We start from the raw sequence: 24,400 nt of genomic DNA on the forward strand, positions 1-24,400 counted from the left end.
ATTCACGACTGCTACGCAGCCGAACGCAGGCTTCGCCAGCTGCTACAGATCGCATTACGGCTTAACTGACTGGCATTGCCCCCCTCGCCACATAAGCCTCTCAGAGGCCTTTAAAGCGTACCAAACACCTTCTTCGCCAAACTGGTCGCCGCCGCAGCAGGGTTCTGGCGAATGGTTTCTTCCTGCTTGCCGATCATCTCGAACAGACCGTTCAACGCCTGCTCGGTCACGTAGCTTTCGATGTTGGCGTTTTTCGCATCCAGCACGCCCAGAGTCGCCGCTTGTCCGGCGAACGAGTTGTATTGCTGGGCCAAACCCACTTGGTCGGTGGCTTGTTTGACGATCGGCAGGAACTTGGTGCGGATCTGCTCGCGGCTGGTTTTGCTCAGGTATTGAGTGGCCGAATCCTTGCCGCCGCTGAGGATCCCCTTGGCATCTTCCACTGTCATCTTCTTCACCGCATCCACCAGAATCGGCTGAGCCTGCGTCACGGCCGTTTCAGCCGCTTTGTTCATGCTGGTTTCCAGTTGATCGACCTGATCGCCCATGCCGAACTGTTTCATTTTCTTGGCGACTTTACCCAGTTTGCCCGGCAGCTCGATTTTCACCTCCGGGTTGTTGCTGAAACCGCCGGGCGCGCCGAGTTGTTTAACGGCCAATTGCGCGCCTTGGGTCAGAGCGTCCTTGAGACCGCCGGTGGCGTCTTGTTGCGACAGGTCATTGAGAGACCCTGCCAAGGCGTTGGCGCAGATCATCAAGCCTGCGCACAGGCCGGCGAAGCGAAGGGGAGGGCGGAGCATGGCGGCTTCCTTGTTCGTAAAAAAGGTTCAGACAAAAGGGCGCCAGAAAAAGCCTGGCGCCTGTAGGAATTTAGACGGTCTGCACTGGCGCCGCGACTTGGTCCGCCGCATCTTCAATGCGATGCAGCGCCACCTGACGGATCGACAAGCGAATCTCCGCCGGCAACACACGTTTGGCGGCGCCTTCGGCCAGTTCGCCGAGCAGTTCGTGATAGCTCAACTTGCCGGCTTCATCGCGGCGCAGCACGTCGAGGTCCAGCATTGTCTGGATGAAGTGACGGAACAGGCTCTTGTCGAAGAACTCCGGGGCGTTCAGGCCGTGGAGGATCGACAGGCGCTGGGCCATGACCGTGCAGAGGTCTTCGAGTTCTTCGGCGCTGATACTGTTCTGGCCGCTGTTGAGCAGCAAGGAAACGGTCATGTAGAAGCGCTGCAAGGTCTGGGCGATGCTTTTCGACAGCAACGTCAGCAGCACGAAATGCCGCGAGCTCGGTGCCGGACGCAGGTACAGGTCCTTCTCGAAACGCAGCAGGCCTTGCTCGACGAAGGCTTCGAGCCATTGATCGATCACGCCGTCGAGTTCGTCCAGCGACCAGCGAATGAACAGCTCCGATTGCAAGTACGGGTACAGCGCGCGGGTGTAGCGCAGGATTTGCTCGCGGCTCATGCGCGAGGTGCTCTGGAAAAAACTCGCCAGCAACGACGGCAACGCGAAGATGTGCAGCACGTTGTTGCGGTAGTAGGTCATCAGGACGGCGTTTTGTTCGTCCAGGTACAGAATCTTGCCCAGCGCATCGCTTTGCTCGGACAGCAGGTCCATGTCCTTCACGTGTTCGATCAGTGCCCGACCGTCACCTTCCGGCAGGGTGGTGTGCGAGGAGTAGGGAACCTTGCGTAACAGCGCCAGATACAGATCGAGCACCCGCGCCATGGCGCGATCGTCCAGGGCCAGACGGCTGGTGGACAGCAACGCCAGGGCCACCAGATTCACCGGGTTGATCGCCGCCGCTTCATTCAAATGCTGTGCGACTTTCTCGCCGAGGCGGTTGGTGGTTTCGTTGAGCCAGGCCGGTTTGAACTGCGGGCCGAGTTCCTGTTGGCGCCAGTCTGGCTGTTCGCTGTCGAGGAATTCCGCCAGTTTGATCGGCTCACCGAAGTTGACCGCGACCTGACCGAAGCGCTGTTTGAGCGCGCCGATGACTTTGAAAATGTCGAAGATCGATTCTTTCTTCTTGCTCGCGCCACGTAATTCGCCAAGGTAGGTGCGGCCTTCCAGCACGCGCTCATAGCCGATGTACACCGGCACGAAGACGATCGGCATGCGCGACGAACGCAGGAAGCTGCGCAGAGTGATCGCGAGCATCCCGGTTTTCGGTTGCAGCATGCGTCCGGTGCGCGAGCGGCCGCCCTCGACGAAGTACTCGACCGGGAAGCCTTTGGTGAAGAGGGTGTGCAGGTATTCGTTGAACACCGAGGTGTAGAGCGGGTTGCCCTTGAAGGTGCGGCGCATGAAGAACGCCCCGCCACGCCGTAGCAAACTGCCGATCACCGGCATGTTGAGATTGATCCCGGCGGCGATGTGCGGCGGGGTCAGGCCGTTGCGGAACAGCAGATACGAGAGCAGCAGGTAGTCAATGTGGCTGCGGTGGCACGGCACGTAGATCACTTCGTGACCTTGGGCGACTTTCTGCACACCTTCGATGTGGTTGACCTTGATCCCGTCGTAGATCTTGTTCCAGAACCAGCTCAGCACCACTTCCAGAAAGCGGATCGCGGTATAGGTGTAGTCCGAGGCGATCTCGTTGCCGTAACGCAAGGCCTGGCTCTTGGCTTTTTCCGGGGAGATGTTCTCGCGCTCGGCTTCGTCGAGGATCGCCTGTTTGACCAATGGCTGATTGAGCAGGCCTTTGACCAGGTTGCGACGGTGGGAAATGTCCGGGCCGATCACCGCGGCTTTCAGGTTGCGGAAGTGCACCCGCAGAATCCGCTGGGCCATGCGCACGGTGCGCTCGTGGCCTTTGTTGTGATCGATCAGTTCACGCAAATGAATCGGTGCCGAGAACTGCACCCGGGTCTTGCGCCCCAGCACGATGATGCTCAGCAGTCGCCGCAAGCGCCCGGTGACCGCCCAGCTGTCGGCGAACAGCAGTTTCCACGGGCTCGACTCGCTGTCCGGCGACTGGCCCCAGAACACGCTGACCGGAATGATCTGCGCGTCTTCGGCGGCGTTCTGGCTCAGGGCGCTGACCAGACGGGTCAAGGTTGGTGGCGCGCCGCGCTTGTCCTGACGGCCGAGCCAGTCGGGCTCCGGCGTCAGGTAAAAGAACGCGGCGGGCTCCACCAGCGTACCCACTGATACAGGCAACACCGGGCGGGGTAGGCCGGCCTTGCTGCATTCGGTATCGACCACGGCGAGGTCGGTCAGTGAAGGATTTTGCAGGACGTAGAACACCGGCCGGCTGCGGTCGAGGTTAAGGGTGAACGACGACTGGTTGATCGTCTCCGAGCGAACCCAGAGGTACAGCAGTCGGCGCAGGGTGCCAAACACAAGACGGCGGAACGGGGAACGGGTCATACGGCTTCTGCGTGAGTGAAAAAAACCGAGCGTTTGCTCGGGCAGCAGATAGTGTGCCGTATTAGCCGAAAATCGGCAAAAAAGCGGCTAAGTAAACTTGAGTTGAGAGTTTTGATGGCTGTCATATACTCGGCCGTTCAAAATAAAAATAACGGGGTAACTGGAAATGGCTACGCGCGAAACCGGCAATGTGAAGTGGTTCAATGACGCCAAAGGCTATGGCTTCATTCAGCGCGAGGACGGGGTGGACGTGTTCGTGCACTACCGCGCGATCCGCGGCGAAGGGCACCGCTCTCTGACTGAAGGTCAGCAGGTTGAGTATGCGGTGGTGACCGGCGAGAAGGGCTTGCAGGCTGAGGATGTGGTGGGTCTCTGAAGATCGTTCCCACGCTCTGCGTGGGAATGCCTCAACGGACGCTCTGCGTTCGGCTTTTGAAGGGACGCGGAGCGTCCCGGGCTGCATTCCCACGCAGAGCGTGGGAACGATCAACGCGGAGCGTGGGAACAATCAGAGTCAGGCGGTTTTCCAGGTGATTTCTTCTTCACCATCGGCGCTGATGCGCATCCAGCGATCCGCCGTCTCTTCACCTTCTTCCTCGACCCAGCTACCCGGCGCGCAACGCACTTCGACGTTCAGTGCGGCAAAGGCTGCGCGGGCGCAGGCGATGTCGTCTTCCCATGGGGTCTGGTCGCTTTCCAGGTACAGGCTGTTCCATTTGCCGACGGCTTTCGGCAGCCAGGTGACTGGCACGTTGCCGGCCTTGCACTTGTAGGTCTGGCCTTTCTGAACCCAATCGGTGCATGGGCCTAAAGCCGCGCCGAGCCAGGCCGCGATGGCCTTGTGGTCGACGTCGGCGTCTTTCAGGTAAATCTCGATATCGGGTTGGCGCATGGATGTCCTCACTGCGGGTCTGAAAAATCCATTCGCGGATTTAGCCGGTCTCAAGCCATTGCTCAAGACCAAAAAATTAAGAAATCATTGAAGCACGAAGTAATCGTAGCGCATCGAAACAGTGACCTCGAACGGCTCGGCCTGTTCGATGACGGCCGCCCGGCGTTCGGCACTGGCGCGCCAGCCGTGGGGTGTCATGGCCAACAGGTTCGCGCGATCCTGACCGTTAACCAGCGTCAGTTTGAACTCCAGGGTTTCGCTGTGTTGCAGCGCCATGCCTTCCGGCACCAGGGCCAAATGCTTGTCGTCGGTGTACTCACGGACTTCGTCGTACAGCCGCTCGCGCAGTTCCATCAGATGGCCGCTGGTCGGCCCGACTTTCATCAAGCCGCCGCCGGGGCTGAGCAGGCGTTTGGCTTCTTCCCAGTCCAGCGGACTGAAAACGCTGGCGAGAAACTGGCAACTGCCGGAGGCCAAAGGCACCCGGGCCATGCTGGCGATCAACCAGGTCAGCGCAGGATTGCGTTTGCAGGCGCGTTTGACCGCTTCCCGGGAAATGTCCAGGGCGTAACCATCGGCGTTGGGCAAGGCTTCGGCGATTTGCGCGGTGTAGTAACCCTCGCCACAACCGATGTCCAGCCAGCGCTGGGGCGCGTATTGCGCCGCCAGTTCCGCCAGACGTTTGGCCACCGGCGCGTAATGGCCGGCGTTCAAAAAGTCGCGACGGGCTTCGACCATCGCCAGGTTATCCCCAGGGTCGCGGCTGTTTTTATGCTGCACCGGCAACAGGTTCAGGTAACCCTGCCGCGCACGGTCGAAACGATGCCCGGCGGGGCAAGCCACGCCGTTATCCACCGCGCTTAGCGGTTCGCTGCAGATCGGACACGCAAGCATCAGGCGAGCAACTTGATCAGGGTCTGGTAGTAGATTTCGGTCAGCACATCGAGATCGGCCGCCAGTACGCGCTCGTTGACCTGGTGAATCGTTGCGTTGACCGGGCCCAGTTCGACCACTTGAGTACCCATGGTCGCGATGAAGCGCCCGTCGGAGGTGCCGCCGCTGGTGGACGCCTTGGTCTCGCGACCGGTGATGTCCTTGATGCTCGCCGATACCGCGTCGAGCAGGGCGCCCGGCTCGGTGAGGAACGGCAGGCCGGACAGCGCCCAGTCGATGTGCCAGTCCAGACCATGCTTGTCGAGAATATCGGCGACGCGCTTTTGCAGGCCTTCGACGGTGGATTCGGTGGAGAAGCGGAAGTTGAATACCGCCACCAGATCACCCGGAATCACGTTGGTCGCGCCGGTACCGGAATTGACGTTGGAGATCTGGAAACTGGTTGGCGGGAAGAAATCGTTGCCGTGGTCCCAGTGCTCGGCGGCCAGTTCGGCCAGCGCCGGGGCAGCGAGGTGGATCGGGTTCTTCGCCAGATGCGGATAGGCCACGTGACCCTGCACACCGCGCACGGTCAGTTTGGCGCCAAGGGAACCGCGACGGCCATTCTTGACCACGTCGCCCACCAGGGTGGTGCTCGACGGTTCGCCGACGATGCACCAGTCCAGACGTTCCTTGCGGGCGGCGAGGCGCTCAACCACAGCTTTGGTGCCGTGATGAGCCGGGCCTTCTTCGTCGCTGGTGATCAGGAACGCGACCTTGCCCTTGTGATCCGGGTAGTCGGCGACAAAACGCTCAGCCGCCACGGTCATAGCCGCGAGGCTGCCTTTCATGTCTGCCGCGCCACGGCCGCAGAGCATGCCCTGCTCATCGATCAGCGCGTTGAACGGATCGATCTGCCAGGCACTTACCGGACCGGTCGGGACCACGTCGGTGTGGCCGGCGAAACACAGCACCGGGCCTTCGTGTTTACCGTGGGTCGCCCAGAAGTTATCCACATCTTCGATGCGCATCGGTTCCAGTTTGAAACCGGCATCGCCCAGGCGCTGCATCATCTGCTTCTGGCAATCGGCGTCGACCGGCGTCACGGACGGACGGCGGATCAGGTCGATGGCGAGTTGAAGGGTCGGCGAAAGGTCGGCGTGGGCCGTCATGGAAAGCTCCGAAAACATGAAGTATGGGCGCGGGCTAAATGTGGGAGCGGGCTTGCCCGCGAAGGCGTCGGCACAGTCAACATGGATCTTGAATGTTCCGGCCTCATCGCGGGCAAGCCCGCTCCCACAGGAATTGAGTTCGGTCGACAAGACCGTATATCACGCCAAGGCCTGCAAAATGGCGGTTATCTTAAAGCAAAACGGCGGCCATTGGCCGCCGTTTAGTGCATCTGTACTGATTTAGACAGCCGGTGCGGTCGTGGCTTCAGCCACCGGTTTTGGCAGCGAAGACAGGAACGCCATGATCAGCGCCGCCAGGTACGGCAGCGACTGCACCAGCAACATGGTCACCCAGAAGCGCATGTCGTTGCTCGGCAGGCCGTTCACCAGGAAGATTCCCAGTGCCGCGCCCCACAACAGCAGCATGATGAACACCTCTTCGCGAGCCTCCGAAATCGCTACCCAGAAGCCGTGGTTATCGGCGTTTTTCGGGGTGCGGAAGAACGGAATGCTGCTGGTGAAGAAGCCGTACAGCACCGCTTTGGCGATGGTGTGCGACAACGCCAGCCCTGCCAATGCCGCGCAGAACGCATCCTTGAGGTTGACCCCGACCGCGCGACGGTAGAGGAAGATGATCTTGCCGACCTTGAACACGAACAGCGCCAACGGCGGAATCGCGAAAATCAGCAGCGGTGGATCGACCCGTTGCGGCACGATGATCATCGCCGCCGACCACAACAGAGCGCCGACGGTGAAGAAGATGTTCATGCCGTCCGCCACCCACGGCAACCAGCCCGCGAGGAAGTGATAACGCTGGCCACGGGTCAGTTCGGTGTCTTTGCCGCGCAGCAGGCTGGCGGTGTGACGCTTGATGATCTGAATCGCGCCGTAGGCCCAGCGGAAACGCTGTTTCTTGAAGTCGATAAAGGTATCGGGCATCAGGCCCTTACCGTAGCTGTCGTGGTAATACGCCGCCGACAGACCTTTCTCGAACACGCGCAGACCCAACTCGGCGTCTTCACAGATGCACCAGTCGGCCCAGCCCAGTTCCTCGAGCACCGAGCGCCGGGTCATGGTCATGGTGCCGTGCTGGATGATCGCATCACGGTCGTTACGAGTGACCATGCCGATGTGGAAGAAGCCTTTGTATTCCGCGTAGCAGAGCTTCTTGAAGGTGCTTTCGTTCTGGTCGCGGTAATCCTGTGGCGACTGCACCACGGCGATTTTCGGATCGGCGAAGTGCGGCACCATGTGCTTGAGCCAGTTCGGGTCGACACAGTAGTCCGAGTCGATCACCGCAATCACTTCGGCATCTTTGGCGGTGTGCGGAATCAGGTAATTCAGCGCGCCGCCCTTGAAACCGGCCAGCGGTGCCACGTGGAAGAACTTGAAGCGCGGGCCGAGGGTTTCGCAATAATCGCGCACCGGTTCCCAGACCGCCGGATCTTTGGTGTTGTTGTCGATGATCAGGACTTCGAAGTCCGGATAGTCGAGGTTGGCCAAGGCGTTGAGGGTCTGTTTGACCATCTCCGGCGGCTCGTTGTAGCAAGGTACGTGGATCGATACCTTCGGTCGGTAGTGCGAATCGCCCACTACCGGCAGGAATTCGCGCCGGCGTTTGTGGGTCCAGACCGCTTCGGCCAGTTCATGGGCCTCGGTCAGCAGAACGATAAACACCCCGAGTGCACCGAGGGCGAGCAGGAACCCTACCGTCAGGCTGAACCAGGTGCTGTATTGCTGGCTGTAGTCATAACCGATCCACACCAGCACCGAACCGCACAGGAACGCGATAAAGGTCAGGAAGGTGCGGCCACGTTGACGCAGGGCCGAGCCGTCGATCATCAGCAGGGTCAGCGACAGCAATGCCAGCACTACCGAGCCGATCGCCAGCACGCGCCATTGCGGGATCGCGACGACCGGGCCTTCGAAATTGAATTTCTGCTGACGCGCGGCGTTGAAAACGCCCCAGTACGCGCCCACCGAACCTTCGTCACTGGCCTTCCACGGTTGGTCGAACGCTTCGATCACGAAGTAGTTGAAGCCTTGGCGGTTGAGCTTGTTGACCAGCGTGCGCAGGTAAATCGCCTGGTCCGCCGGCGACGCATCGGCGCCGCCACGCATGCGGCCGTTGCTCGGCCAGCCGACTTCGGAGAGCAGCAGCGGTTTTTTCGGGAACATCTTTTTCAGGTCACGGGCGCGGTCAAGAACGAATTGACCGGCCTTGTCCACCGGAACGAATTCCCAGTAGGGCAGAATGTGAGCCGCGATCAGGTCGACGTGCTTGGCCAGGCTCGGGTTTTCTTTCCAGACGTGCCACTGTTCAGAAGTGGTGACCGGAACCTTTACGGCCGCGCGGACGCGATCCAGGATCAGGCTCAGTTCTGCCGCGGTAATTTCCTTACGGAAGATCGCCTCGTTACCGACAATCACACGAACCACGCTGCGCGAGGTGTTGGCGATTTCGATGGCGCGGGTGATCTCGCGCTCGTTGCGCTCTTCGTCCGGGCTGATCCAGATCCCCAGGGTCACCCGCAGGCCGAATTCTTCCGCCAGTTTGGGAATGTTCTCCAGCGTGCCGTCGACCGAGTAGGTACGGATGTTGTCCGTCAGCTTGCTCATGATCTCCAGATCGCGACGCATTTCATCGTCGGTCGGCCACTGGGCTTTTTGCGGGTACTGGCCTTGTTGAAACGGCGAGTACGAAAAGCCGGAGATCTGTTCAGGCCAATTGGGGGCAGTGACGGGGCGATTGACCAGCGCCCAGAAACCGGTGAACAAGGCGGCGATTGCAAGAACCACGACCAGGTTGAGTCCAAATTTACGCGATGACATAGCTATTTCAGGTTCCAGGGGCTACTGAACGAAGTAACGGTCGGCGGCCGGCTGCCATGAGGCGGGGGCGCGCATCCTACACCGGGCGTTCACTGACCGTACAGCGGACAGGGAAATGCCGGACGTTGGGCAATCCAGGTCGACTTAAGTTCTTTGACCGGGGCGCCATAGCCCAATTCCAATAATTTGTAGTCATTTGAAGCGGTCAAGACTGCCGTCCATAGCCCAAAGGTGCTCTTGGCCGCCGACGGCCCTATAATGCGCGCCGGTTTTTGGGGTAATGGTCATGAGTACAGAAGATCCGCGGTTTGCTGGCATTGCCCGCTTGTATGGCATCGAAGGCCTTGAGCGTTTGCGCGCGGCCCATGTGGCGATCGTCGGCGTCGGTGGCGTCGGTTCCTGGGCGGCGGAAGCTGTTGCCCGGTGTGGCGTGGGCGAGATTTCGCTGTTTGACCTGGACGACGTCTGTGTCAGCAACGTCAACCGTCAACTGCATGCGCTGGACAGCACTGTCGGCAAGCCCAAGGTCGAGGTGATGGCCGAGCGTCTGCGCGGGATCAACCCGGACTGCACGGTGCATGCGGTGGCGGATTTCGTCACCCGCGAAACCATGGCCGAGTACATCACGCCGAACATCGACTGCGTGATTGACTGCATCGACAGCGTCAACGCCAAAGCGGCGCTGATCGCCTGGTGCAAGCGACGCAAGATTCAGATCATTACCACCGGCGGCGCGGGCGGGCAGATCGACCCGACACTGATCCAGGTCTGCGACCTGAACCGCACGTTCAACGATCCGCTGGCGTCGAAAGTGCGCTCCACGCTGCGCCGCGACTACGGCTTCTCCCGGACCGTGACCCGCCACTACAGCGTGCCCTGCGTGTTTTCCACCGAGCAACTGCGCTACCCGAAACCTGATGGCAGCATTTGCTTGCAGAAGAGTTTTGTCGGTGATGGCGTGAAGCTCGACTGCGCCGGGGGCTTTGGCGCGGTGATGATGGTGACGGCGACATTCGGCATGGTCGCGGCCACCAAGGCTGTGGATAAGATTGTGGCCGGAGTTCGGCGCCCCGCCGATAAGATCAAGCCTGCTTGATACTGATCGTTCCCACGCTCTGCGTGGGAATGCAGCCCGGGACGCTCCGCGTCCCTTTCAGAGCCGAACGCGGAGCGTCCGCGGAGGCATTCCCACGCAGAGCATGGGAACGATCAGTGCGCTAGCTCACGCATCCGCTGCAACACCGCATTCAAACCATTACTGCGCGAAGACGACAACTGCCGCGACAACCCCAGCTGATTAAACCAGTCCGGCAAATCCACCTGTTGCAGTTCAGCTGCCGATAACCCATTGACCCGGGCCAGCAGCAGCGCCACCAACCCGCGAATCAAGCGTGCATCGCTGCTGGCGCTGAACTGCCAATGACCGTCCTGCAGCGCACCGACCAGCCAGACCTGGCTTTCACAGCCATGCACGCGGTTGGCTTCGACTTTGTCCACATCGCTCAACCCAGGCAGGCGGTCGCCCCATTGCATCAGCAACCGCGCCCGCTGTTCCCAACTCGCAGTCTTCTGAAAAGTATCCAGCGCGGTGACGGCATCGGCGGGCAAGGTCATCGCAACAACTCCAGGGCCTGATCCAGCGCTGCAAAAAAGCGCTCAAGGTCTTCGGAGTCGTTGTACAACGCCAACGACACCCGAATCGCCCCGGCCAGTTCGAAGCTTTTGAGCAACGGCATGGCGCAATGATGACCGGCGCGAACGGCGATTCCCTGTTCGGTCAGCAAATGCGCCAGATCAGCGTTATGCACACCCTCGACGACAAAACTGGCCAGCGCCAGTTGTGGCTTGCCCAGCAGACGAATGCCGTTGCGCGCTTCAAGGCCTTTGAGTAAATAGTCATGCAGCGCCGCTTCATGAGCGGACACGGCGTCCTGATCCAGCCCTGCCAGATAATCCAGGGTCGCCCCCAGGCCAATCACGCTGGAAATCGGCGGCGTACCGGCCTCGAACCCCAGTGGCGCAGAACGAAAGCGCGCGTCATGGTAGTTGGCATCCAGCACCATTTCGCCGCCGAACTGCCACGGACGTAGTTGCTCGAGCGCTTCGTGACGACCGAACAGCGTACCCAGGCCATCCGGGCCGTAGAGCTTGTGACTGGAAAACACATAGAAGTCGCAGCCCAGCGCCTGCACGTCATGCCGACCATGCACCACGCCTTGAGCGCCGTCGACCACGGTCAGCGCGTTGTGCGCCTTGGCCATCGCCAGTAACGCGGGCAACGGCTGCCAGGCGCCGAGCACGTTGGACAGCTGACTGACTGCCAGCAAACGGGTGCGCGGGCCGATCAGGCGAGCGGCGGCTTCAAGGTCAATCAAGCCGTCGGCATCCAGCGGCAGGATCAGCAGTTTCAAGTCGCGACGGTGGGCCAGTTGCTGCCACGGCAACAGGTTGGCGTGATGCTCCAGAGCGCTGATGACAATTTCATCGCCCGGATTGAATGCGTGTTCCAGGCCATAGGCCAGGAGGTTCAGCGCGGACGTCGCGCCGTGAGTAAAGATGATCTTCCCGCAGTCGCCGGTATTGAGCCATTGCGCAACTTTGCTGCGGCTGTCTTCGAATGCCTGAGTCGCGTGGGCGCCGGGCAGGTGTTGCGCCCGATGCACGTTGGCCGCGCCATTGGCGTAGTAATGCGCCAGGGCGTCCAGCAGGGCTTGAGGTTTTTGCGTGGTGGCGGCGTTGTCCAGATAGGTCTGGTCTTGCCGTTGCAATGCGGCGATGGCCGGAAAATCGGCGCGCCAGGGAGAGGGAATCATCATGCTATTGGGCCCTGGTGAACATGGGCGGGTGGAACGCCTGACCTGTAGGAGCGAGGCTTGCCCGCGAAGGCGTCATCACTGGCGCTAAAAGCTTCGCGGGCAAGCCTCGCTCCTACAAGATCAGGTGATCGTGTGACGCTCTGCTTAGTTGTGAGCGTGCAGCGCTTCGTTCAATTCGATGGCCGATTTGTGGGTTTTGCACTCCACGGCACCGGTCTCCGAATTGCGGCGGAACAGTAGGTCAGGCTGACCGGCCAGTTCACGGGCCTTCACGACTTTGACCAGTTTGTTGTGCTCATCCAGCAGCGCAACTTTGGTGCCGGCCGTCACGTACAGGCCCGACTCAACAGTGTTGCGGTCGCCTAACGGGATACCGATACCGGCGTTGGCGCCGATCAGGCAGCCTTCGCCGACCTTGATCACAATGTTGCCGCCACCCGACAAGGTGCCCATGGTCGAGCAACCGCCGCCCAGGTCCGAACCCTTGCCGACGAATACGCCAGCGGAAACGCGGCCTTCGATCATGCCCGGGCCTTCGGTGCCAGCGTTGAAGTTGACGAAACCTTCGTGCATGACGGTGGTGCCTTCGCCCACGTAAGCGCCCAGACGAATACGAGCAGCGTCAGCGATACGCACGCCGGCCGGTACCACGTAGTCGGTCATTTTCGGGAACTTGTCCACCGAGAACACTTCCAGCAGCTCGCCACGCAGACGGGCTTCCAGTTGATGCTCGGCCAGTTCGGCCAGATCGATCGCGCCCTGACTGGTCCAGGCCACGTTTGGCAGCAGCGGGAACACGCCGGCCAGGTTCAGGCCATGCGGCTTGACCAGGCGATGAGACAGCAAATGCAGCTTGAGGTAAGCCTCAGGCGTCGTAGTCAGCTGAGCGTCTTCGGCCAAAACAGTGGCGACCAGCGGCTTGTGGCTCTCGGCCAGACGGGTCAGCAGCGCAGCCTGGGCAGCGTCGACGCCTTTCAGCGCTTCAGCCAGTTGCGACGCCTGAGCGGTACTGAAGGCGATGGCCTGATTGCCATCGGTGTAGCCCAGAATCGGCGCAATGGCAGCGACCAGTTCGGCCGACGGGTTGAGCAGTGGCTGCGCGTAAAACACTTCCAGCCATGCGCCTTGACGGTTTTGAGTGCCGACACCAAAGGCCAGGCTGAACAGGGTAGTGGACATGTTGATACCTCTAACAAAATGGAACGGGCTGCCTTACTTGAGTGCGGCCGCGTAGATATCTGGCTTGAAGCCAATCAGGGTTCGGTCACCGAGATCGAGCACCGGGCGCTTGATCATCGAGGGTTGCGCGAGCATCAGTTCGATGGCTTTCGGCTGGTCGAGATCGGCTTTGCGTTCGTCGTCGAGCTTGCGAAAGGTCGTGCCTGCACGGTTCAACACCACTTGCCAGCCGTGCTCGTCGCACCATTGGCTCAGGTGTTCACGGTCGATTCCGACCGTTTTGTAATCATGAAAGTCATAGCTGACAGCGTGTTCATCGAGCCAGGTGCGCGCCTTTTTCATGGTGTCGCAGGCTTTGATGCCGAAAAGGTGCAACGTTTTGCTTGAAACGGTCAAGGATTTGCCCCCTTTGCAGGTGCTGAAAATAAAAGGTGACGGATTATGCCATGACCGGACGGTTTCGCGTCGGCTGTGGTCGGGTTTGTCTTTTTGACTTGGCCATCCGCTGTACAGTCAGCCAGCAGTCTAAGGGGCTAATATGGCACTTCAATGCTGTCTATTGCCTGGTCGCCTGCACCGTCCTCATCATGCTGATGCTGGTCGGCGCTTCTCGCCTGGTCCGAGTATCGGCATGAGCTTGAAGTGTTCAACTATTCGGCCAAAGCCCGTCCTCACCGGATCGGTGATGACGTGCTGTGGGGAGGTGTTGGGTGAGTTGGATTTGAGTGAGGCTAATCCAGAGCCGATCAAATAGCCTCTACGCCATTTGCGGATTATTTACTGCGTATTCCAAGGAGTATCGTCAGGGGCCGCGGGGTAAATCTTTGAAGCTGCGTATTTGTCCCTCTCACTCAATCGAGTATTTATACCCACCTCCCAGACACCGTCGGTCAATTCGTTGGGAACAGGATAGTGCATGATCGATGCTTTATCGTATTCGGTGTCGACTAACGCTCCATTCGCGGGAGTCAATATATTTTTATCTACTTCCGCCTGAGTCCAACCCATCTTTCCATAGTATTCATATACCTTCTGTTTGTTCCACGGGATGTTGGCTTCGAGATGTGTGTGCTCGTGCAGAAGGCCTATGGCGTGACCAATTTCATGCAGTAGGTTGGCTTCGAAGTACTCCTCATCTGGGCGGAGGGAAATTGACATGGTGGGTTCGCTCTTATCAATCGTCAGTGCATCGGTGCCCAAGGCGGAGCGATCTTCGTCGGTTTTGGTTCTGATCCTGATTTCGGCCTCTCCGGTTAGTGCTAATTCAAAGTGCAAGTTGATGTGCTGTTCCCATTGCGCGAAGACCTGCATGAACATAAATAGTTCATAGGGTGACAGGGGGTCGAGAAAGCGCACTTTTAGGGTGCGTCCAGGTTTCCAGAACTTTGTGTGCTCGGCTACAGCACGTTTCTTGCGTCCGGAACTTTCGGTTATGGGTGAATTGCCGGGATTTTCTTCGATGGCGGCATCGTAAGATGTTAAATAATCCGCGGGTGGAATTATCGTGCATGGTTTTGTTTTATACATGTCATATTACCTTTGGATAAATGTTTTTCGTTTATAGGCTAAGAGCGCTTGGCGAAACGGAACAACGGGAGTGGCTTTAGGGCGGAATCGGACATTCTGTCGATCCTTTGCCGGATTATTCGCTTTGCTCTTGCTGGAAGGGGTAAACCTTGGACATGAAAGCCTTGTCCTTTTCACTGAGGACAAAATTAAGGTCAATCTTGAAGTCGCCCTCAGTCCAGTCCTGGCTGATTACATAGTGCATGATCGACAGCGGATCATAGGGCGAGTGATTGACTGCGCTGGCATCAAGAGGATTGAAGTAACGTTCGTCGACCATGCTCCGCTGATAATGGTCTTCGTCAGCGTGTTCATCCGCGCCATGCGCCGCGTAGACGGCTCGCTTATTCCAGGGAATATTCGCCTCGGGATGCAGGTGTTCATGTTCGGCGCCCAGTAAATGTCCAAACTCGTGCATCACATTGGCGGCGAAAAACGCAGGCATGCGCAAATCGGGCGACAGGCCCATGGTAGGCCCCTCTTCGCGCAGCAGGGCGTTGGTGCCGATTTCCGACCAATAGGTGCCCGGCGTCCTGCTGATACGGATATCGCCCTCTTCACCTTCGACGAAATCGAACGTCAGATTGACGTGCGGCAACCAGTTGTTGGCGGCAGCTTTGACGGCATTCTTGAACGCTTGATCGCCGTTCAGAAAGGCAATTTTCAACGTGCGGCCTGGCGCCCAGAAATGGGTGTGCCTGGCGACTGCCCGCTTCTTGCGACTGGAGGTGGAAACTTCGTGATTCGCCGGGTTTTCGGCGATGGCCACCGCGTAAGAGGCATTGAGATCTACTGGGTTGATGGCCAGGAAAGGTGTTACGATCCATGTTAAAGGTGATGAAAGTGTTACGGCATACTGTGCCAGTTGTGGTTTAGAGATTTTAAAGTTGCAGGTGGGTAAGTTAGTTTGAATGGGAGGGTGGGATAAAGTTATTTGTTGGTTGTTTGTATTGCTTGATATTGAAAGGTCCGCAGAGCGTTGCGCCATGCAGACTTGAAAGTGTGTGTTTATGGGGCGGGGTTTTAATTCGGGCGCATCGAAGTGCGCTGCCAAAGACTAAACTTCGATCTGCCGGTAAGTGAGGTATAAAGTTATATGAATTGTAACTTGATAGGCGAAGTGCCCGCGCCAGATTGCCTGGCACGGGCATTCAGGGGTTACTGGTGGCGAGTAATGAACGCACGAATGCGTTCAGCCGCTTCTACGCACTCCGCCAATGGCGCGACCAACGCCATACGCACACGCCCGGCGCCCGGGTTGACGCCATCCACGTCGCGGGACAAGTAGGAGCCCGGCACCACGGTCACGTGTTCTTGCTCGAACAGGTCACGGCAGAACGCCGCATCATCGCCCTTCACACTAGGCCACAGGTAGAAACCACCGTCCGGACGCTGCACATCCATCACCGGGCTGAGAATCTCCAGGACCGCATCGTACTTCTCGCGATACAGCGCACGGTTGGCGCGCACATGCACTTCATCATTCCATGCGGCAACGCTGGCCAGTTGTGTTTGAACCGGCATCGCACAGCCGTGGTAGGTGCGATAGAGCAGGAAGCCCTTGAGGATGTCGGCATCACCGGCCACAAAACCGGAACGCAGGCCCGGCAGGTTGGAACGCTTGGACAGGCTGTGGAACACCACGCAACGCTTGAAGTCCTTGCGGCCCAGTTCCACGCACGCGCTGAGCAGGCCCGGCGGTGGGGTTTGTTCGTCGAAGTACAGTTCGCTGTAGCACTCGTCGGCGGCGATCACGAAGTCATATTCGTCGGCCAGGGCGATCAGTTTCTTCAGGGTGTCGACCCGAATCAGCGCGCCGGTCGGGTTGCCCGGCGAACACAGGAACAGGATTTGGCAGCGTTTCCAGATGTCTGGCGAAACGGCGTCGAAATCCGGGTTGAAGCCGTTTTCATCCAGGCATGGCAGGTAATGCGGCTTGGCCCCGGCCAGGAACGCGGCGCCTTCATAGATCTGATAGAACGGGTTCGGGCTGACCACCAAAGCATCATCGCCACGGTTGACCACGGTCTGAGTGAAAGCGAACAGCGCTTCACGGGTGCCATTGACCGGCAATACATTGCGCGCCGGGTCGAGCCAGCCGTTCGGGACGTTGAAGCGACGTTCGCACCAGGCGGCGATGGCTTCACGCAGGGCCGGGATGCCGAGGGTGGTCGGGTACACGGCCATCTGATCCAGATTGCTCGCCAGCGCTTCGGCGACGAAGCTCGGCGAACGGTGTTTCGGCTCGCCGATGGACAGCGCAATGGCGCGTTTGTCCGGGTTTGGCGTGACGCTGCCGAGCAGGGCGCGGAGCTTTTCGAACGGGTAGGGCTGCAACTGGTTCAGAGCGTTGTTCATGGGGGACCTCTATAAATGTGGGAGCGGGCTTGCTCGCGAAAGCGGGGTGTTAGTCACCGACAATGTTGTTTGACAGGACGCTTTCGCGAGCAAGCCCGCTCCCACAGGGGGAATCTGTTAATTCAGATGCTGATGCGTGACAGTTTGATATCAGGTTCCTGGCTGACGCTCAGCTGTTCGACGATTGCGTCCTGCAATCGGCTGCACAGCAACGGGTCGGACAGCGGCTGATTGTTGGCGTCGGTGATGAAGAACACGTCTTCCACGCGCTCGCCCAGGGTGGCGATCTTGGCGTTCTGCAGCGACAGGTCGAACTCCAGGAAGATCGTGCCGATCCGTGCCAGCAGGCCGGGGCGGTCGGGGGCGCTGAGTTCCAGCACGGTCACCGGACGTTGGGCGTCGTTGTGGATCGTCACCTGTGGCGCAAAGGCAAAGTGCTTGAGCTGGCGTGGCACTCGGCGCTGAATGATGGTCGGGTAGTTGTCCGGATTACGCAGGGCTTCGGTCAGGCCTTCGCGGATCTGCTTGACCCGCGCCGGGTTATCGCCGATCGAGTCGCCATCGGTGTCGAGCACGATGTAGGTGTCGAGGGTGAACTGGCTGCTGGAGGTGATGACCCGGGCGTCGTGAATGTTCAGGTTGAGCTGGTCCATCGCCGCCACGGTCACGGCGAAGAAGTCGTGCTGGTCCGGTGCATAGATGAAAATCTGCGTACCGCCCTCGAACTCGCGCTGGGTGGTTTCCTTGATCAGCACCAGCGGGCCGCCGTCGATCGGCTGTTGCAGGATCGCATCCGTGTGCCAGGCCACGTCGCCGGCGGTGTGGCGCAAAAAGTAGTCATCGCCCAATTGCGCCCAGAGCTGCTCGACATCGTCCGGATCGTTGCCGCCGCGTACCAGTATGTCCAACGCCGCGCTCTGGGTCTGGCGGATCTGCTCTTCGCGATCCACCGGGTTTTCCAGGCCGCGACGCAAGGCGCGCTTGGTCTCGGTGTAGAGCTGGCGCAACAGGCTCGCGCGCCAGGAATTCCACAACGTCGGGTTGGTTGCGTTGATGTCCGCGACGGTCAGCACATACAGATAATCGAGGCGGGTTTCATCGCCGACGGTCTGCGCGAAATCGTGGATCACATGCGGGTCGGACAGGTCCTTGCGCTGGGCCGTGGTCGACATCATCAGATGGTTCTGCACCAGCCAGACGATCAGGCGGCTGTCCCAGATCGGCAACTGGTGGCGCTGGCAAAAGGCTTCGGCATCCACGGCGCCGATTTCCGAGTGATCGCCATGCCGGCCCTTGCCGATGTCGTGGTACAGACCTGCCAGATAAATCAGTTCGGGTTTGGGCAGTTTGGCCATGAGCTTGCTGGCCAGCGGGAATTTTTCCGACACCTGGGTGTACTGCAGCTTACGCAGGTGCTTGATGAGGTTCAGGGTATGCGCGTCGACCGTGTAGATGTGAAACAGGTCATGCTGCATCTGCCCGACAATGAAACCGAACTCCGGCAGATAGCGCCCAAGGATGCCGTAACGGTTCATCCGCCGCAGATTGCGGTGGATGCCGATCTTGCACTTGAACAGTTCGATGAACAGGCTGGTATTACGAATATCGTTGCGGAAGTCGTCATCGATCAGATGACGATTCTCGCGCAGCAGGCGGATGGTATCGGCGCGTACGCCTTTGATCTCCGGTTGTTGGGCCATCAGCACAAAGATCTCGAGCATGGCGAATGGCGTACGGCGGAACACGTTGTCGTTACGCGCCTCGATGTAGCCATCGTGCAGCTGGAACCGCGAGTTGATGGGTTGCGGCGGTGCTTCGTCTTCGGGGGCCAGGATCACTTCTTCGAAGTGCTGGATGATCAGGTCGCTGAGCTGGGCAATGCTCATGACCACCCGGTAATACTGCTGCATGAAGTTTTCGATGGCTTGCTTGGCGTCATTGCCTGCGAAACCCAGCAGCCCGGCGATGGAACGCTGGTGGTCGAACAGCAGACGGTCTTCGGAGCGGCCGGCGAGCATGTGCAGGGCGTAACGTACCTTCCACAGAAACTCCTGGGACGAGGCCAGCAGAGCGTTTTCGCTCTCCACCAGGAAGCCTTCGCCCGCAAGGGCTCGCAAGTTCAACGTGCCGTACTGACGACGGGCGACCCAGAGAATCGTCTGAATATCCCGCAGGCCGCCGGGCGAGCCTTTGACGTTGGGTTCCAGGTTGTACTCGGTGTCGTTGTACTTGTGGTGACGGGCTTTCTGCTCGGCGCGCTTGGCCAGGAAGAACTCCTTGCTGGGCCACATGTGCTCGGTGCTGGTCACGTCCAGCATGCGCTGACGCAAGCGTTCAGGGCCGCAGATGGTGCGGCTTTCCATCAAGTTGGTGACGACCGTCAGGTCCGCGCGGGCTTCCTCGGCGCATTCGTCCACCGAACGAACGCTCTGGCCAACTTCCAGGCCGATGTCCCACAACAGCGTCAGAAAACGCTCGATGGAATCCCGGAAAATTTCGTGATCGGCGCTGTCCAGCAAAATCAGCAGATCGATGTCGGAATAGGGGTGTAGCTCGCCGCGACCGTAGCCGCCGACTGCCACCAGGGCGATATCGGCGTCTTCGCTCCAGTTAAACTGTTCCCAGGCCTGTTGCAGGATATTGTCGATAAACCAGGCGCGATCCTCGATCAGCCGGCGAATATCCCGGCCACTGCGAAACCGCTCGTCGAGCACGTCGCGGGCCTGACGGATCGCCTTCTTGAAAGCAGCAATAGGGCTTGCCTTCAGGGCCAGTTCAGCCTGGAACTGGCCGCGGTCGAAGAGTTCGGGATCCACCTGCGGCATCGATTGGCTTTCCTTTCTATAAGGCTGGGAACTGAGCGGGCGGGATCAGGCCGAAACGCGCGCGATGGTATCGTCGCTGCGCAAAGTGAAGATCTCGTAACCGGTTTCGGTCACCAGCAGGGTGTGTTCCCACTGTGCCGACAGCTTGCGATCCTTGGTGATCGCGGTCCAGCCGTCGCCCAGCACCTTGGTGTCGGCCTTGCCTTGGTTGATCATCGGCTCGATGGTGAAAGTCATGCCGGCTTTCAGTTCCATACCGGTGCCTGCGCGGCCGTAGTGCAGGATCTGCGGTTCTTCGTGGAACACCTTGCCGATGCCGTGGCCACAGAATTCGCGAACCACAGAGAAGCCGTTCTTTTCCGCGTGCTTCTGGATCACTTCACCGATATCGCCCAGGCGGCAGCCGGGTTTGACCAGTTCGATGGCTTTGTACATGCATTCCTGAGTGACCTGGGACAGGCGCTCGGCCCAGACCGGCACGCTGCCGACGTGGAACATGCGGCTGGTGTCGCCGTGGTAACCGTCCTTGATGACGGTGACGTCGATGTTCAGCGTGTCGCCATCCTTCAACGGTTTCTCGTTCGGGATGCCATGGCAGACCACATGGTTGATCGAGGTGCAGATCGACTTCGGGAAGCCCTTGTAGTTGAGTGGGGCAGGGATGGCTTTCTGCTCATTGACGATGTAGTCGTGGCAGATGCGGTCCAGTTCTTCGGTGGTGACACCCGGTTTGACATAATCGGCAATCATTTCCAGCACATCGGCGGCCAATTTGCCGGCGATCCGCATTTTTGCGATGTCCTCTGGGGTTTTGAGGGTGACGGTCATACAGGCTCTCTCTGCGCTCAATGGCGCCTTCTAAAACGAAATGGGCATTGCGCGAATAATTGTCGCGGCCCTGAAAAACACGATTCTATCAGACGATCAGCGCAAATCTGAGCCTCTGTGCATCGCTTCTCTCTATAGGATGGCGCATTCTGGGGGGATTCCAAGGCAGGGCCAAAAGCATTCCCCTGGTTTTCAGAATCCGGGTTCCGTTTTTTTCTGCTCTGTGATATAAAATGCGCCGCTTTCCGGGGATACCCTGAAAAGCTTAAATCCACACACGTGTCGACACGATGACCTGGGTGCCTTCAGCTGAAGCTGCTGGTTGGTCATTGGGATACGTGGAGGCCAAACCCGACTTATTAAGGAACTATCATGTCCCAAGTCAACATGCGCGATATGCTGAAGGCCGGTGTGCACTTCGGTCACCAGACCCGTTACTGGAACCCGAAAATGGGTAAGTACATTTTCGGCGCGCGTAACAAGATTCACATTATCAACCTTGAAAAAACCCTGCCAATGTTCAACGAAGCTCTGACTTTCGTAGAGCGTCTGGCCCAGGGCAAAAACAAGATTCTGTTCGTCGGCACCAAGCGTTCCGCTGGCAAGATCGTTGCTGAAGAAGCAGCACGTTGCGGTTCGCCGTACGTCGATCACCGCTGGTTGGGCGGCATGCTGACCAACTTCAAAACCATCCGTGCTTCCATCAAGCGTCTGCGTGACCTTGAAGTACAAGCCGAAGACGGTACTTTCGCCAAGCTGACCAAGAAAGAAGCGCTGATGCGCACTCGCGATCTTGAGAAGCTGGATCGTTCCCTGGGTGGTATCAAGGACATGGGCGGTCTGCCAGACGCTCTGTTCGTTATCGACGTTGATCACGAGCGCATCGCGATCACCGAAGCCAACAAGCTGGGCATCCCGGTTATCGGCGTAGTCGATACCAACAGCAGCCCGGAAGGCGTTGACTACATCATTCCAGGCAACGATGACGCAATCCGCGCTATCCAGCTGTACATGGGTTCGATGGCTGACGCTGTAATCCGCGGTCGCAACCACGTTGCTGGCGGTACCGAGCAGTTCGTTGAAGAAGCTCCGGCAGCTGCAGCTGAGTAATTGACGCCCTGGCGTTGACTCAGTAAGCAAAAAGGGGGCTTGGCCCCCTTTTTGCCACCTCGAAAACCATTTGTGAGCAGCGCAGCTACAGCATCTGTAACGTGCAGCGGCTAACAAGGTGGCTCGGGAAGAATTGAACGCCCGTTCGATCGGGTGGAATGGTTGAAAACCTATCCAAGAGGATTTTTGAAATGGCAGAGATTACTGCAGCGTTGGTCAAAGAACTGCGCGAGCGTACCGGCGAAGGCATGATGGATTGCAAAAAGGCCTTGACCAAGGCCGGCGGCGACATCGAAAAAGCCATTGATGACATGCGTGCTTCGGGCGCCATCAAGGCTGCCAAGAAAGCAGGCAACGTTGCCGCTGAAGGCGCGATCGCTCTGAAGGAAGACGGTAAATCCGCCGTTCTGCTGGAAGTGAACTCGCAGACCGACTTCCTGGCCCTGCAAGACGACTTCAAGGCATTTGTTGCTTCGAGCGTAGAAAAAGCGTTCGCTGACAAGCTGACTGATGTCGCTCCGCTGATCGAAGCTCAAGAAGCTGATCGCCTGGTTCTGGTCGGCAAGGTTGGCGAAAACGTCAATATCCGTCGCCTGGCTCGCGTTGAAGGTGATGTTGTTGGCGGTTACCTGCACGGCAACAAGATCGGTGTCGCGGTTGTTCTTAAAGGCGGCAACGTTGAGCTGGCCAAAGACATCGCTATGCACGTAGCGGCCACCAACCCTGAATTCCTGCTGCCATCGGAAGTTTCCGCTGAAGCGGTCGAGCGCGAGAAAGGCGTGTTCCTGACCCTCAACGCTGACAAGATCGCCGGCAAGCCAGAAAACATCGTTGAAAACATGGTCAAAGGCCGTATCAGCAAGTTCCTGGCTGAAGCGAGCCTGGTTGAGCAGGCGTTCGTCAAGAACCCTGAAATCAAGGTTGGCGAACTGGCCAAGAAAGCCGGTGCAGAAATCGTTTCTTTCACCTACTTCAAAGTAGGCGAAGGCATCGAGAAGCCGGTCGACAACTTCGCTGAAGAAGTTGCTGCCCAGCTGGCTGCCGCCAAGCAATAAGACGGTTTTTAACTGTCGCCCTGAAGAGGCTGCCCGCTCACGCGCGCAGCCTCTTTTCAGATGGGGGCACCAATTTTATTGGTTTCCTTTTGGAACTGGCTTACAAAGTCATGTTCCGATGGCGCTGAAGCAGTGCCAAGCTAGAGTGAACGCCAGCTGTAAAACAGCTCGCAAAGAATTTTTAAAATACGCCGCAGGAGAGATTCGCAATGGCTCAGCAGGGCAGTGGTTATCAGGCTCGCTATAAACGCATTCTACTCAAGCTTAGCGGCGAGGCCCTGATGGGCTCGGAAGAGTTCGGGATCGACCCCAAAGTTCTGGATCGCATGGCACTGGAAGTTGGCCAGTTGGTCGGCATCGGTGTTCAGGTCGGTCTGGTGATCGGTGGCGGCAACCTGTTCCGCGGCGCGGCGCTCAGCGCGGCGGGCATGGATCGGGTCACTGGCGACCACATGGGCATGCTGGCCACTGTGATGAACGCCCTGGCGATGCGCGATGCGCTGGAACGTGCCAATATCTCGGCCATCGTGATGTCGGCCATTTCCATGGTTGGCGTGACCGATCACTACGATCGCCGCAAAGCCATGCGCCACCTGAACGCCAAGGAAGTCGTGATTTTTGCGGCCGGTACTGGTAATCCGTTCTTCACCACGGATTCGGCAGCCTGCTTGCGTGCAATCGAAATCGACGCTGACGTCGTGCTCAAGGCAACCAAGGTCGATGGCGTTTACACGGCTGACCCATTCAAAGACCCGCATGCCGAGAAGTTCGATCATCTGACTTATGATGAAGTACTGGATCGCAAGCTGGGCGTGATGGATCTGACGGCCATTTGCCTGTGCCGCGACCACAAGATGCCGTTGCGCGTATTTAACATGAACAAGCCCGGCGCCCTGCTGAACATCGTACATGGCGGCGCTGAAGGGACCCTGATCGAGGAAGGCCAACAATGATCAACGAAATCAAGAAAGACGCTCAAGAGCGCATGAAAAAATCCGTCGAATCGCTGGCGCATAACTTCGGCCGTATTCGTACCGGCCAAGCGCACCCAAGCATTCTGGAAGGCGTGATGGTTCCGTATTACGGCTCCGACACTCCGATCAAGCAGGTAGCGAACATCACCGTCAAAGACGCCCGTACCCTGCAAGTGGTTGCCTTCGAGCGCAACATGCTTGGTGCCGTCGACAAAGCCATCGGTAGCGCGGGTCTGAACCTCAACCCGACCAACCTCGGTGAGTTGCTGCTGATCTCCATGCCGGCCCTGACCGAAGAAACCCGCAAGGGCTTCACCAAGCAGGCTCGCGATGTCGCTGAAGATGCCCGTGTTGCGGTGCGCAACATCCGTCGTGACGCGAACAGCCAGCTCAAGGATCTGGTCAAGGAAAAGGAAATCAGCGAAGACGAAGAGCGTCGCGCTACTGGCGAAATTGATGATCTGACCAAAAAGTACGTGGCTGAAATCGACGCGAATTTGGCGCAGAAAGAAAAAGACCTGATGGCCGTATAAGGGTCACGTTTT

The 24,400-nt window shown here is 58.7% G+C and carries 21 protein-coding genes; 6 read left to right on the forward strand and 15 right to left on the reverse strand.

From position 1 onward, the window contains the following. Positions 1-110: 110 nt before the first annotated feature. Positions 111-800, reverse strand: a complete 690-nt coding sequence (locus NHU87_RS21445; RefSeq protein ID WP_253552309.1) for a DUF4197 domain-containing protein — start codon at positions 798-800, stop codon at positions 111-113. Positions 801-870: 70 nt separating this feature from the next. Beyond that, positions 871-3,375 carry a glycerol-3-phosphate 1-O-acyltransferase PlsB gene (gene plsB / locus NHU87_RS21450; protein WP_253552310.1) on the reverse strand — a complete coding sequence of 835 codons (2,505 nt, stop codon included), beginning with the start codon at positions 3,373-3,375 and terminating at the stop codon, positions 871-873. 166 nt (positions 3,376-3,541) lie between these two features. Here plsB and NHU87_RS21455 point away from each other — a divergent pair, with 166 nt between their 5' ends. Continuing rightward, the gene (locus NHU87_RS21455; protein WP_007964248.1) at positions 3,542-3,751 is read left to right on the forward strand and encodes a cold-shock protein; all 210 of its coding nucleotides are present in this window, start codon (positions 3,542-3,544) and stop codon (positions 3,749-3,751) included. 138 nt (positions 3,752-3,889) lie between these two features. On the opposite strand, the gene NHU87_RS21460 is transcribed toward NHU87_RS21455, so the two are convergent. From NHU87_RS21460 to NHU87_RS21475, 4 genes are all read right to left on the reverse strand, one after another. Then, complete coding sequence (locus tag NHU87_RS21460; RefSeq protein WP_253552311.1) at positions 3,890-4,267, reverse strand: hypothetical protein; 378 nt, start codon at positions 4,265-4,267, stop codon at positions 3,890-3,892. Positions 4,268-4,351: 84 nt separating this feature from the next. After that, entirely contained in the window at positions 4,352-5,161 is an 810-nt protein-coding gene (locus NHU87_RS21465) for a putative RNA methyltransferase (RefSeq protein ID WP_253552313.1), read from the reverse strand. Next, entirely contained in the window at positions 5,161-6,312 is a 1,152-nt protein-coding gene (gene dapE, locus NHU87_RS21470; RefSeq protein WP_253552315.1) for a succinyl-diaminopimelate desuccinylase, read from the reverse strand. Before dapE ends, NHU87_RS21465 begins: the two co-directional genes overlap by 1 nt. A 240-nt stretch (positions 6,313-6,552) precedes the next feature. Continuing rightward, on the reverse strand, positions 6,553-9,144 hold the full coding sequence (locus NHU87_RS21475; RefSeq protein WP_253552318.1) for a glycosyltransferase: 2,592 nt from the start codon (positions 9,142-9,144) through the stop codon (positions 6,553-6,555). 280 nt (positions 9,145-9,424) lie between these two features. Here NHU87_RS21475 and tcdA point away from each other — a divergent pair, with 280 nt between their 5' ends. Further along, the gene (gene tcdA / locus NHU87_RS21480; protein WP_437180847.1) at positions 9,425-10,240 is read left to right on the forward strand and encodes a tRNA cyclic N6-threonylcarbamoyladenosine(37) synthase TcdA; all 816 of its coding nucleotides are present in this window, start codon (positions 9,425-9,427) and stop codon (positions 10,238-10,240) included. A 113-nt stretch (positions 10,241-10,353) separates the two neighbouring features. Here tcdA and NHU87_RS21485 read toward each other — a convergent pair whose 3' ends face one another. The 9 genes from NHU87_RS21485 to map form a co-directional block, all read right to left on the reverse strand. After that, on the reverse strand, positions 10,354-10,758 hold the full coding sequence (locus NHU87_RS21485; protein WP_253552323.1) for a SufE family protein: 405 nt from the start codon (positions 10,756-10,758) through the stop codon (positions 10,354-10,356). Continuing rightward, positions 10,755-11,960, reverse strand: coding sequence for an aminotransferase class V-fold PLP-dependent enzyme (locus NHU87_RS21490; RefSeq protein ID WP_253552325.1), 1,206 nt, complete (start codon positions 11,958-11,960; stop codon positions 10,755-10,757). Before NHU87_RS21490 ends, NHU87_RS21485 begins: the two co-directional genes overlap by 4 nt. Positions 11,961-12,104: 144 nt before the next feature. After that, positions 12,105-13,139 carry a 2,3,4,5-tetrahydropyridine-2,6-dicarboxylate N-succinyltransferase gene (dapD, locus tag NHU87_RS21495; protein ID WP_253552327.1) on the reverse strand — a complete coding sequence of 345 codons (1,035 nt, stop codon included), beginning with the start codon at positions 13,137-13,139 and terminating at the stop codon, positions 12,105-12,107. Positions 13,140-13,172: 33 nt separating this feature from the next. Beyond that, complete coding sequence (locus NHU87_RS21500; RefSeq protein ID WP_038979145.1) at positions 13,173-13,535, reverse strand: ArsC family reductase; 363 nt, start codon at positions 13,533-13,535, stop codon at positions 13,173-13,175. A 381-nt stretch (positions 13,536-13,916) separates the two neighbouring features. After that, positions 13,917-14,666, reverse strand: coding sequence for a M12 family metallopeptidase (locus tag NHU87_RS21505; protein ID WP_253552329.1), 750 nt, complete (start codon positions 14,664-14,666; stop codon positions 13,917-13,919). A 115-nt stretch (positions 14,667-14,781) separates the two neighbouring features. Continuing rightward, complete coding sequence (locus NHU87_RS28510; protein WP_367399049.1) at positions 14,782-15,759, reverse strand: hypothetical protein; 978 nt, start codon at positions 15,757-15,759, stop codon at positions 14,782-14,784. Between the two features lie 104 nt (positions 15,760-15,863). Beyond that, positions 15,864-17,063, reverse strand: coding sequence for a succinyldiaminopimelate transaminase (gene dapC / locus NHU87_RS21515; RefSeq protein WP_253552331.1), 1,200 nt, complete (start codon positions 17,061-17,063; stop codon positions 15,864-15,866). Positions 17,064-17,185: 122 nt separating this feature from the next. Then, the gene (locus tag NHU87_RS21520) at positions 17,186-19,888 is read right to left on the reverse strand and encodes a [protein-PII] uridylyltransferase (RefSeq protein WP_253552334.1); all 2,703 of its coding nucleotides are present in this window, start codon (positions 19,886-19,888) and stop codon (positions 17,186-17,188) included. A 45-nt stretch (positions 19,889-19,933) separates the two neighbouring features. After that, positions 19,934-20,716 carry a type I methionyl aminopeptidase gene (gene map, locus NHU87_RS21525; protein ID WP_007907990.1) on the reverse strand — a complete coding sequence of 261 codons (783 nt, stop codon included), beginning with the start codon at positions 20,714-20,716 and terminating at the stop codon, positions 19,934-19,936. 372 nt (positions 20,717-21,088) lie between these two features. Between map and rpsB the strand changes: the two genes are divergently transcribed. The 4 genes from rpsB to frr all read left to right on the forward strand — a co-directional run bounded on the left by rpsB (position 21,089) and on the right by frr (position 24,388). After that, on the forward strand, positions 21,089-21,826 hold the full coding sequence (gene rpsB / locus NHU87_RS21530; RefSeq protein WP_007907989.1) for a 30S ribosomal protein S2: 738 nt from the start codon (positions 21,089-21,091) through the stop codon (positions 21,824-21,826). 191 nt (positions 21,827-22,017) lie between these two features. Continuing rightward, on the forward strand, positions 22,018-22,881 hold the full coding sequence (tsf, locus tag NHU87_RS21535; RefSeq protein WP_063342635.1) for a translation elongation factor Ts: 864 nt from the start codon (positions 22,018-22,020) through the stop codon (positions 22,879-22,881). 209 nt (positions 22,882-23,090) lie between these two features. Further along, positions 23,091-23,834 (forward strand): UMP kinase, encoded by a 744-nt coding sequence (gene pyrH, locus NHU87_RS21540; RefSeq protein WP_003172271.1) that lies wholly within the window; start codon positions 23,091-23,093, stop codon positions 23,832-23,834. Further along, on the forward strand, positions 23,831-24,388 hold the full coding sequence (gene frr, locus NHU87_RS21545; RefSeq protein ID WP_007907979.1) for a ribosome recycling factor: 558 nt from the start codon (positions 23,831-23,833) through the stop codon (positions 24,386-24,388). Before pyrH ends, frr begins: the two co-directional genes overlap by 4 nt. Positions 24,389-24,400 lie beyond the last annotated feature (12 nt).

Origin of the sequence: Pseudomonas mandelii, from assembly GCF_024138395.1 — a bacterium.
GTDB lineage: Bacteria > Pseudomonadota > Gammaproteobacteria > Pseudomonadales > Pseudomonadaceae > Aquipseudomonas > Aquipseudomonas mandelii_E.